Source organism: Dyella sp. AtDHG13 (genome assembly GCF_003201105.1).
GTDB lineage: Bacteria > Pseudomonadota > Gammaproteobacteria > Xanthomonadales > Rhodanobacteraceae > Dyella > Dyella jiangningensis_B.
The window spans coordinates 249,920-250,177 of the sequence record NZ_QICJ01000009.1 but is presented as its reverse complement, the minus strand read 5'-3'; the positions used below and the strand labels follow the sequence as shown (position 1 = coordinate 250,177).

The 258-nt window shown below is 64.3% G+C and carries 1 protein-coding gene (running past one end of the window); it reads left to right on the top strand.

Going from position 1 to position 258, the window contains the following annotated elements; translation table 11 throughout:
• Window positions 1–258 carry part of the coding region annotated (gene trbJ / locus BDW41_RS16225; protein WP_110301624.1) for a P-type conjugative transfer protein TrbJ on the top strand (this coding region is incomplete at its 5' end). 365 nt of the annotated region lie beyond the right edge of the window, so 258 of the 623 annotated nt are shown.

Sequence of the window (258 nt, the reverse complement as noted above, 5' to 3'; positions counted from 1 at the left end):
TGACCGCGATCCGCACGCTGGAGCAGATCAACAACCAAATCCAGCAGCTTCAGAACGAAGCGCAGATGCTGATGAACCAGGCGCGCAACCTCGCCAGCCTGCCGTCCAGCGTGGTGAACCAGTTGCGCGCCAATCTGGCGACCACCGAGCGGCTGATCGCCCAGGCCAGGGGCTTGGCCTACGACGTGACGAATCTGGATCGGGAGTTCGCGCGCCTGTATCCCGAGCAGTACGCCGCCACCGTCAGCGGCGACCAGA